Origin of the sequence: Pseudomonas sp. CM25 (assembly GCF_013179705.1) — a bacterium.
In the GTDB taxonomy this organism is placed as follows: domain Bacteria; phylum Pseudomonadota; class Gammaproteobacteria; order Pseudomonadales; family Pseudomonadaceae; genus Aquipseudomonas.
This window is the reverse complement of the sequence record NZ_JABMCW010000230.1, coordinates 1-9,066: the sequence shown is the minus strand read 5'-3', so window position 1 is coordinate 9,066 and position 9,066 is coordinate 1. Positions and strand designations below refer to the sequence as shown.

Genomic DNA, 9,066 nt, shown 5'->3' with positions numbered 1-9,066 from the left:
TGGTGCTGACCCTGCTGATGATTCAGCTGCGCAGCTTCTCGCGCACGGTCATGGTGTTCCTCACCGCCCCCCTGGGGCTGATCGGCGTGACCCTGTTCCTGCTGGTGTTCCGCCAGCCGTTCGGCTTCGTTGCCATGCTGGGCACCATTGCCCTGGCGGGGATGATCATGCGCAACTCGGTTATCCTGATCGACCAGATCGAGCAGGACATCGCCTCGGGCATGCAGCGTTGGCAGGCGATCATCGAGGCCACGGTGCGGCGCTTCCGGCCGATCGTGCTGACCGCGCTGGCGGCCGTGCTGGCGATGATTCCGCTGTCGCGTAGCGTGTTCTATGGGCCGATGGCAGTGGCGATCATGGGCGGGTTGATCGTGGCCACGGTGTTGACCTTGCTGTTTCTGCCGGCGTTGTATGCGGCATGGTTCAGGGTCAGGAAGGGCTGATATCAGTCAATCAAGCCATTGGGGCCGCTTCGCGGCGATGGGCTGCGAAGCAGCCCTTGGCGGCCTCAAAGAGCGCCGAACACCTTCTTGGCCAGGCTGGTAGCCGCCTGAGCCGGGTTCTGGCGAATGCTCTGTTCCTGTTTGGCGATCATCTCGAACAGCCCATCCAGCGCCTTCTCGGTCACATAGTTCTCGATATTGGCGTCATCCTTGACCAGCCCCCACCCCTTGGCCTGGGCGGCGAAGGCATTGTATTGCTGAGCCACGCCGACCTTGTCGGTAGCCTGCTTGACGATAGGCAGGAACTTGGCGCGAATCTGCTCGCGGCTGCCCTTGTTCAGGTACTGGGTGGCCGAATCGTCGCCGCCGCTGAGAATGCCCTTGGCATCCGTCACGCTCATGTTCTTCACGGCATCTACCAGAATCGCCTGGGCCTGCGGCACTGCTGCTTCAGCGGCCTTGTTCATGCTGGTTTCCAGGGCTTCGACCTGGTCGCCCTTGCCAAACATCTTCATGGCCTTGGCCGCTTTGCCCAGGTTGCCCGGCAGCTCGATGCGCACATCCGGGTTGTTGCTGAAACCACCCGGCGTGCTCAGCTGCTTGACGGCCAGCTGCGCGCCTTGGGTCAGGGCATCTTTAAGGCCGCCGCTGGCGTCCTTCTGGGTCAGGTCGCCCAGCGACAGGGCCAGGGCACTGGCCGACAGCAGCAAGCCGGCGCACAGGGTGGTGAAGCGCAGGGAAGTGCGGATCATGAAGCGTTCCTTGTAAACAGGTGAATACGGGTATCAACGAACCTGGTCGACCTTGATGCGCACAGGCTGCGGGTCATTGCCGTCGAGCATCACGCCGTGGTGTTCGGTGTTGATGAACAGCAGCTTGCCATCGAGCTCGATGCGCGCGCTCACCGCGTAGCGGTGGCCGGGTTTGACCTGGGCCGGGTCGTAGGTGAGGTGAAACGGCAGCGGTACGTTGCCTTTGACCGGGCCGGCCTGGCGCGCCAGGGTCACTGCGGGGGCGTCCATCAGGGAAACGTCCTGCAGTTCTACGCTCAAGGTGGCGGCGGGGGGCAGGGCGATGCGTTGCACGTAGAAGACTTCGCCATCCAGGCTGGCCTGGTTGGACGGGGTGTGGCTGGAACAGGCTGCGAGCAGGGATGCGCAACACAGCATAAAGAGCTTTTTCATGGAATCTCCGGTGTCCTTGGGGCTGGCTCGTAACCAACCCCGGGACTTTAGCGGATTTTCCCTGATCAATCAGCGCCGCGGCTTGCGCAATACGATATTGGAGAGGTCAGGCGGGCTGGAAAGGTCCAGGTTTTTAACGACGTTGCCAGCCAGCAGCACTGTGCGTTCGAGGTCATACAAACCCAGGTGCAGTTTGGCTTGTCGGCCTTCTGGCACCGAGGCCGCATCGAGGAACATCGAGAACGGCGCGCCACCGTTTCTCAGGTACAGCGAATGCTCGGCGAGGTTGCTGGCGTAGCGATTGCTGTAACCGTCCTCTTGAATCAGCAGCAGGTGGGCATCCAGGTAGGCCGCCTCCACGCGCAGTTCCGGCGGGACGACTATCTGCCCGCTCAAGCCGAACACGAGAGGTTCGACAGGGTACTTTTGCGACGCCTGCGCAGCAGCATCGACTGCATCAAGGTTCAGCTCCAGCGGCATGCCCTGCAGGACATCGGCGATGGCCAGGGTTTGTGTGGTGCGCGCGACCACGGCTTCTGCGCCGAGCCCGATGGTACACAGGGCTTCAAGGGTGACCTGTTCCAGGCCGTCCAGGCTCAGCGGGTCGAGGTGGACGCGAAACGGCATGGGCGACCCGCTGGCCTGGGCGCTGCAGGTGGCAAGGAACTGTTCGTGTCCGTCTATAAAGGCGGTCACCCTGACCGAAAGTCGTGGCAAACCTTCGGGCAGATCCGGGATATAAGGGGTGGCAAGGTTACCGGTGATTTCCATGTCATTGGTCCTTGAACAAATTGCCGCCATGCATGCCTTCGAGCGCGCCTGCGACGCTGTCGACCACGACGCGTTGGGTGCCGAACACCCTGTACGGATCTATCGGGTGACGGCTGGTGTTGATGAAGTGCAATTTGCCGTCCTTCTCGATGCGCACGGACAACGCGTAGGTCCGGCGAGGGTCAATCAGGCTGCTGTCGAAGGCCAGTTGCAGATTGATCGGCATCACACCCCCACATCGCAGGCGCAGCTCGGCCTGGCTGACGGCCGGGGCATCCGCCAGGGAAACATCAAGCAGGCTCAGTTGGACCTGGCCGGAGGGTGGCAGGCGGTTATCGCTGGAGGAGACGATCTCGACGTTGAACGACTTTAGCTGGGTCATGGTGTTACTCCTTGAGAAGGGAAACAGCACGTCGATCCTGTCCCCTCTCAAGGCCTGGCGGCAGGCTGAAAACCTACCCTTGGACTACATCCACTGGCTCGTCCCGATGCAGCGCCACCTGGCGGATCGACAGGCGCAACTCGGCCGACAGCACACGCTTGGCCACGCCTTCGGTCAAGTCGCCGAGCTTGTCGTGAAACCCCAGTTTGCCCTGCGCGTCGGCGTGCAGCACGCCTTGCTGGATGAGGGTCTGGATGAAATGGCGGAACAACGTCTTGTCGAAGAACTCCGGGGCGTTCAGGCCGTGCAGAATCGACAGGCGCTGGGCCATCATCACGCACAGGTCCTCCAGTTCCTCGGCGCTGAGGGTGCTCTGGCCGCTGTTGAGCAGCAGGGAGGTGACCATGTAGAAGCGCTGCAGGGTCTGGGTGATGGTGCGGGCCAGCAGCGTCAGCAGCACGAACGGCCGCGAGCTGGGCGCCGGGCGTATGTACACGTCGTTGTCCTGGCGCAGCAGGCCCTGGTCGACCAGTGCGGCCAGCCACTGGTCAATCACTTCGTCCAGCTGCTCCGGTGCCCAGCGCAGGAACAGCTCGGTCTGCAGGTACGGGTACAGGGCGTGCACGTACTGGCCCAGCAGTTCGCGGCTCATGCGCGAACTGCTGAGGAAGAAACTGGCCAGCAGTGCCGGCAGGGCGAAGATGTGCAGCACGTTGTTGCGATAGTAGGTCATCAGCACCGCGTTGCCTTCATCCAGGTAAAGGATGCGGCCCAGGGCGTCTTTCTGTTCGGAAACCAGGTTCATCCCGCGCACGTGTTCGATCAGCGCCTGGCCGTCGCCGTCTGGCAGGGTCGTATGTGGCGAGTAGGGCACCTGGCGCAGCAGGGCCAGGTACAGGTCGAGTACGCGCACCAGCGCGCGTTCGTCCAGCGCCAGGCGGCTGGTGGACAGCAGCGCCAGGGCCACCAGGTTGACCGGGTTGACCGCTGCGGCCTCATTCAGGTGGCGGGCCACGGTTTCACCCAGGCGCGTGGTAGTCGCGTTGAGCCAGGCCGGACGGTACTGGGGGCCGTGGTCCTGATCACGCCAGCCAGGCTGCTGCTGGTCGAGGAAACCGGCCAGGCGGATCGGCTCGCCAAAGTTGACGTAAACCTGGCCAAAGCGCTGCTTGAGTGCGCCGAACACCTTGAAGATGTCGAAGATCGACTCTTTCTTCTTGCTGGCGCCACGCAGTTCGCCCAGGTAGGTACGGCCTTCGAGCACGCGTTCGTAGCCGATATAGACCGGTACGAACACGATCGGGGTGCGTGACGAGCGCAGGAAGCTGCGCAAGGTGATGGCCAGCATCCCGGTGCGCGGCTGCAGCATGCGCCCGGTACGCGAGCGGCCGCCTTCGACGAAATACTCGACCGGGAAGCCTTTGCTGAACAGGGTGTGCAGGTACTCGTTGAACACGGCGGTGTACAGCGGGTTGCCTTTGAACGTGCGGCGCATGAAGAAGGCGCCGCCGCGGCGTAGCAGGTTGCCCACCACCGGCATGTTGAGGTTGATGCCGGCGGCCACGTGCGGCGGGGTGAGGCCATTGCGGAACAGCAGGTAGGACAGCAGCAGGTAGTCGATATGGCTGCGGTGGCACGGCACGTAGACCACTTCATGGCCGGGGGCGATGCCCTGTACCTGCTCGATGTGGTTGACCTTGATGCCGTCGTAGATCTTGTTCCAGAACCAGCTCAGCACCACTTCGAGGAAGCGGATGGCGGTGTAGGTGTAGTCCGAAGCGATCTCGTTGCCGTAGCGCAGTGCCTGGGCCTCGGCCTTGGCCAGCGGCAGGTTTTCGCGCTGCGCTTCGTCGAGGATGGCCTGGCGCACCTGCGGGGCGTGGACCAGGCCTTTGACCAGATTGCGCCGGTGCGAGATGTCCGGGCCGATGACGGCGGTCTTGAGGTTGCGAAAATGCACGCGCATCAGGCGCTGGGCCATGCGCACGGTGCGCTCGTGGCCCTTGTTGTGCTGCACCAGTTCGCGCAGGTGAATCGGCGCCGAGAACTGCACCCGGGTCTTGCGCCCCAGAATAACCACGGTCAACAGCCGGCGCAGGCGCCCGGTCACTGCCCAGCTGTCGGCGAACAGCAGCTTCCATGGGCTGGACTCGCTGGCCGGGGTCTGGCCCCAGAACACGCTGACCGGAATGATCTGCGCATCTTCCTCGGCATGCTGGCTGATGGCCGCGACCAGGCGCTCGAGGGTGGGCGGGGCGCCACGCTTGTCCTGGCGGCCGAGCCAGTCCGGGTCGGGGGTGAGGTAAAAGAACGCGGCCGGTTCCTGCAGCGGGCCGACCGCCACCGGTAGCACCGGGCGTGGCAACCCCGCCTTGGTGCATTCGTGGTCAAGCACGGCCAGGTCGGTGAGGGCCGGCGAAGGCAGGGCGTAGAACACCGGGCGGCTGCGGTCGAGCTTGAGGGTAAGTGAAGACTGGTTGATGGTTTCGGAGCGCACCCACAGGTACAACAGGCGACGCAAGGCGCCGAAGATCAGGCGGCGCAGGGGGGAACGGGTCATGGGGTGTGTGCCCTGGGTGTGATTTTAGATGGGTATCCAGCCAATTAGTCTGCCGTATCCGCGCAAGTTCAGCAAAAATCGCCGAACGGCGGGACCGTCATCAAATTATTTTGTTCTGTGTCATATACTCGGCCTGCCACTTGCAGGATATTTCCCCAAGCGGCGTCGACACGGGGCGGTGGCCTCGTGTCAACAAGGCGATTTTCACAATAAAAATCCGGAGTAGTTCAGATGTCGTCTCGTGAGACTGGGAATGTAAAGTGGTTCAACGATGCCAAGGGTTATGGCTTCATTCAGCGCGAAGGTGGTGCGGATGTGTTCGTCCACTATCGGGCGATCCGCGGTGAGGGGCATCGTACCCTGGTCGAAGGGCAGCGGGTGGAGTACGCCTGCGTGCAGGGCCAGAAAGGCCTGCAAGCCGAGGACGTAGTAGGGCTCTGAGCCTCTGGTTTCAAGCTGCAGGAGCGGACAAGCCCGCTCCTGCAGAGTCAGGAACGGCCCGGATTCATGACGTACGCCAGGTGATTTCCTCTTCACCGTCGGCGCTGATGCGGACCCATCGGTCGGCGTCTTCTTCCCCATCTTCCTCTACCCAGCCACCCGGCGCACAGCGCACTTCCACACCCAGTGCGGCGAACGCGGCACGGGCGCAGGCGACGTCGTCGTCCCACGGCGTCTGGTCACTTTCCAGGTACAGGCTGTTCCATTTCCCTACAGCCTTGGGTAACCAAGTCACCGGAATGTTACCGGCCTTGCATTTGAAGGTCTGGCCTTTCTGCTGCCATTCGCTGCACGGGCCGACTGCCTCGGCCAGCCACTGGGCAATCTGCTTGTGGTCGACGTCGGCGTCCTTCAGGTAAATCTCGATATCAGGTTGACGCATAAGGGCTCCGGTGTGCTCAGTCTTGGCGCACGAAATAGTCATAACGCATGGAAACCGTGACTTCGAACGGTTCTGGCTGGTCGATCACCCTGGCCCGTTTTTCGGCGCTGGCGCGCCACCCGTGCGGGGTCATTGCCAGCAGGTCGGCGCGGGCCTTGGGCAAGGCCAGGCTCAGGCGGAACTCCAGGGTTTCGCTGTGGGCGTGGGCCATACCTTCGGGGATCAGGGCCAGGTGCTTGTCGTCTGCATAAGGGCGTACTTCATCGTAGAGCACCTCGCGCAGTTCCATCAGGTGGCCGCTGGTCGGGCCAACCCGCATCAGCCCACCGCCTGGGCTGAGCAGGCGTTTGGCCTCGGCCCAGTCCAATGGGCTGAACACGCTGGCGATGAACTGGCAGCTGGCGTCGGCCAGTGGCACGCGGGCCATGCTGGCCACCATCCAGGTCACTGCTGGCGCCCGGCGGCAGGCGCGCTTGACCGCCTCGCGTGAGATGTCCAGGGCGTAGCCGTCAGCAGCAGGCAGGGCCTGGGCCAGCTGGGCGGTGTAGTAGCCCTCGCCGCAGCCGATGTCCAGCCACGCGCCCGGCTGGCGCTCGCTGGCCAGCTCGGCCAGGCGGCGGGCCACCGGCGCGTAGTGACCGGCGTCGAGAAAGTCGCGGCGAGCCTCGACCATGGCCTGGTTGTCACCCGGGTCGCGGCTGTTTTTATGCTGCACGGGCAGCAGGTTCAGGTAACCCTGGCGGGCGCGATCGAAGCGGTGGCCGGCCGGGCACACCACGCCGTTGTCGAGCGGGCTCAAGGGCGCCTGGCAAAGAGGGCAGGCAAGCATCAGGCGAGCAACCGGACCAGGGTCTGGTAGTAGATTTCAGTCAGCAGGTCGAGGTCGCTGGCGAGGATGCGCTCATCCACCTGGTGGATGGTGGCGTTGACCGGCCCCAGCTCGACCACCTGGGTGCCCATGGTGGCGATGAAACGGCCATCGGAGGTACCGCCGCTGGTGGACGGCTGGGTGTCGCGCCCGGTGACGCCCTTGATGCTGGCCGACACCGCGTCCAGCAGTTCGCCCGGCTCGGTGAGGAACGGCAGGCCCGACAGTGCCCAGTCGACCGACCAGTCCAGTTCATGCTTGTCGAGAATTGCCGCAACCCGCGCCTGCAGGCCTTCGACGGTGGACTCGGTGGAGAAGCGGAAGTTGAACAGCGCGGTCAGATCGCCCGGGACCACGTTGGTGGCGCCGGTGCCGGAGTTGAGGTTGGAGATCTGGAAGCTGGTAGGCGGGAAGAACGCGTTGCCTTCGTCCCAGTGCTCGGCCGCCAGTTCCGCCAGGGCTGGGGCGGCCAGGTGGATCGGGTTGCGGGCCAGGTGCGGGTAGGCCACGTGGCCCTGCTTGCCGCGCACGGTCAGCTTGGCACCCAGTGAGCCGCGACGGCCGTTCTTGACCACGTCGCCCAGCAGGGTGGTGCTGGACGGCTCGCCGACGATGCACCAGTCCAGGCGCTCGCTGCGTGCTTTCAGGCGCTCGATCACGGCCTTGGTGCCGTGGTGGGCCGGGCCTTCTTCGTCGCTGGTGATCAGGAACGCGACCTTGCCGCGGTGGTTCGGGTAGTCCTGCACGAAGCGCTCGCTGGCGATCACCATGGACGCCAGGCTGCCCTTCATGTCGGCAGCGCCCCGGCCGCAAAGCATGCCGTCGGCGTCGATCAGCGCTTCAAACGGCTCATGCTGCCACTGCTGCACCGGGCCGGTCGGTACCACGTCGGTATGGCCGGCGAAGCACAGCACCGGGCCTTCCTGGGTACCGTGGGTGGCCCAGAAGTTGTCGACGTCCTCGAAGCGCATGGGCTCCAGCTGGAACCCGACGGCGCCCAGACGGTTCATCATCTGCGCCTGGCAGTCGGCGTCGAGGGGGGTGACCGAGGGGCGACGGATCAGGTCGCAGGCCAGTTGAAGGGTAGGCGAGAGCTCGGCAGGGGCCGTCATGGTAAAACTCCGAAAGCGGGCAAGGCGGGCAAGGCGCAATAGTTTAAAGCAAAACCTGGGTGTGAAGCGTTCGGCTTCGACTCGTTTGGCCGGCAAGCCTGAGTCAAGGGAAGTATTTCTCAATCTGTTCCGCGTACGCGAATGTGTAGGTTGTGCCCCGCCCCTAGGGGCCAACCAACACACAACGTAAGGTGAAGAGCACAATGGGTAACAAGCAGTTGATCGCCATGGGCATTGCGCTGATGTGCAGCACGACCGTGTTTGCCAGCGCAACGGATATTGTCGTCACCGGTGTCATCAAACCTGGTGCATGCACGCCTTCACTCAGTGGCGGCGGAACATTTGACTTCGGTGATATTTCGGTAGACCAGCTACATCGAGATCGACAAACTCAGTTCATATCGCCCCCCCAGCAACTTTCCGTGAACTGTAAAAGCCCTACCCGGTTCGCCTTGCGGGGGGTCGATGGCAGAGCGGGCAGTGCGGACTCGGCAGCGGGCACGATCATCGCATTTGGTCTTGGGATGAACGAGCATGGCCAGCGAATCGGCGCCTATTTCCTGCGAACGAATGCCAGCAGCTATGTTGTCGATGGCAGCACGTCCGTGACGCGTCTTATTACAGTTGACAGTGGTACGTCCTGGCAGCGCGATTATACGCCGGACTATTCCTATCTCTATAACGGTGCAGTGGGCAGGTTCCATGGTTTTGCGGTCGGAGCAGCAGTACCCACGGCCATCCGGAATCTGACCGCTGATTTGCAGATTGACATGAACATTGCTGCGTTGAGGAACCTCACCGTGACCGATGACGTAAAGATCGATGGCGCTTCGACCATCGAACTGTCCTATCTGTGATCAAGC

At 63.2% G+C, this 9,066-nt stretch carries 11 protein-coding genes; 3 read left to right on the top strand and 8 right to left on the bottom strand.

Annotated elements, in window-relative coordinates:
• On the top strand, positions 1-443 hold a 443-nt coding region (locus HP546_RS20870), incomplete at its 5' end, for an efflux RND transporter permease subunit (protein ID WP_172228990.1).
• 65 nt (positions 444-508) lie between these two features.
• On the opposite strand, the gene HP546_RS20865 is transcribed toward HP546_RS20870, so the two are convergent.
• The 5 genes from HP546_RS20865 to plsB all read right to left on the bottom strand — a co-directional run bounded on the left by HP546_RS20865 (position 509) and on the right by plsB (position 5,340).
• Positions 509-1,195 (bottom strand): DUF4197 domain-containing protein, encoded by a 687-nt coding sequence (locus tag HP546_RS20865; protein WP_172228988.1) that lies wholly within the window; start codon positions 1,193-1,195, stop codon positions 509-511.
• 33 nt (positions 1,196-1,228) lie between these two features.
• Positions 1,229-1,627 carry a YbaY family lipoprotein gene (locus HP546_RS20860; protein ID WP_172228986.1) on the bottom strand — a complete coding sequence of 133 codons (399 nt, stop codon included), beginning with the start codon at positions 1,625-1,627 and terminating at the stop codon, positions 1,229-1,231.
• Between the two features lie 69 nt (positions 1,628-1,696).
• The gene (locus HP546_RS20855; RefSeq protein WP_172228984.1) at positions 1,697-2,398 is read right to left on the bottom strand and encodes a hypothetical protein; all 702 of its coding nucleotides are present in this window, start codon (positions 2,396-2,398) and stop codon (positions 1,697-1,699) included.
• A 1-nt stretch (position 2,399) separates the two neighbouring features.
• Positions 2,400-2,780 (bottom strand): YbaY family lipoprotein, encoded by a 381-nt coding sequence (locus HP546_RS20850; protein WP_172228982.1) that lies wholly within the window; start codon positions 2,778-2,780, stop codon positions 2,400-2,402.
• A gap of 73 nt (positions 2,781-2,853) precedes the next feature.
• Positions 2,854-5,340, bottom strand: a complete 2,487-nt coding sequence (gene plsB / locus HP546_RS20845; protein WP_172228980.1) for a glycerol-3-phosphate 1-O-acyltransferase PlsB — start codon at positions 5,338-5,340, stop codon at positions 2,854-2,856.
• A 231-nt stretch (positions 5,341-5,571) separates the two neighbouring features.
• On the opposite strand from plsB, the gene HP546_RS20840 reads away from it, so the two are divergent.
• Positions 5,572-5,781: a cold-shock protein gene (locus HP546_RS20840; RefSeq protein WP_003252255.1), complete on the top strand. Its 210-nt coding sequence runs from the start codon at positions 5,572-5,574 to the stop codon at positions 5,779-5,781.
• A gap of 64 nt (positions 5,782-5,845) precedes the next feature.
• Here HP546_RS20840 and HP546_RS20835 read toward each other — a convergent pair whose 3' ends face one another.
• Genes HP546_RS20835 through dapE form a run of 3 tightly spaced genes read right to left on the bottom strand, consistent with a single transcriptional unit; the run spans position 5,846 to position 8,203 of the window.
• Positions 5,846-6,223: a hypothetical protein gene (locus HP546_RS20835; RefSeq protein WP_172228971.1), complete on the bottom strand. Its 378-nt coding sequence runs from the start codon at positions 6,221-6,223 to the stop codon at positions 5,846-5,848.
• 16 nt (positions 6,224-6,239) lie between these two features.
• Entirely contained in the window at positions 6,240-7,052 is an 813-nt protein-coding gene (locus tag HP546_RS20830) for a putative RNA methyltransferase (RefSeq protein WP_172228969.1), read from the bottom strand.
• A complete protein-coding gene (gene dapE, locus HP546_RS20825; protein ID WP_172228967.1) occupies positions 7,052-8,203 on the bottom strand; it encodes a succinyl-diaminopimelate desuccinylase in 1,152 nt (383 codons plus the stop codon). Before dapE ends, HP546_RS20830 begins: the two co-directional genes overlap by 1 nt.
• A gap of 203 nt (positions 8,204-8,406) precedes the next feature.
• Here dapE and HP546_RS20820 point away from each other — a divergent pair, with 203 nt between their 5' ends.
• A complete protein-coding gene (locus HP546_RS20820) occupies positions 8,407-9,060 on the top strand; it encodes a DUF1120 domain-containing protein (protein ID WP_172228965.1) in 654 nt (217 codons plus the stop codon).
• Positions 9,061-9,066: the final 6 nt, after the last annotated feature.

Coding starts and splice junctions, on each gene's coding strand:
- HP546_RS20865 (WP_172228988.1), bottom strand. CDS start 1,195: ATGATCCGCACTTCCCTGCGCTTCACCACCCTGTGCGCCGGCTTGCTG.
- HP546_RS20860 (WP_172228986.1), bottom strand. CDS start 1,627: ATGAAAAAGCTCTTTATGCTGTGTTGCGCATCCCTGCTCGCAGCCTGT.
- HP546_RS20855 (WP_172228984.1), bottom strand. CDS start 2,398: ATGGAAATCACCGGTAACCTTGCCACCCCTTATATCCCGGATCTGCCC.
- HP546_RS20850 (WP_172228982.1), bottom strand. CDS start 2,780: ATGACCCAGCTAAAGTCGTTCAACGTCGAGATCGTCTCCTCCAGCGAT.
- plsB (WP_172228980.1), bottom strand. CDS start 5,340: ATGACCCGTTCCCCCCTGCGCCGCCTGATCTTCGGCGCCTTGCGTCGC.
- HP546_RS20840 (WP_003252255.1), top strand. CDS start 5,572: ATGTCGTCTCGTGAGACTGGGAATGTAAAGTGGTTCAACGATGCCAAG.
- HP546_RS20835 (WP_172228971.1), bottom strand. CDS start 6,223: ATGCGTCAACCTGATATCGAGATTTACCTGAAGGACGCCGACGTCGAC.
- HP546_RS20830 (WP_172228969.1), bottom strand. CDS start 7,052: ATGCTTGCCTGCCCTCTTTGCCAGGCGCCCTTGAGCCCGCTCGACAAC.
- dapE (WP_172228967.1), bottom strand. CDS start 8,203: ATGACGGCCCCTGCCGAGCTCTCGCCTACCCTTCAACTGGCCTGCGAC.
- HP546_RS20820 (WP_172228965.1), top strand. CDS start 8,407: ATGGGTAACAAGCAGTTGATCGCCATGGGCATTGCGCTGATGTGCAGC.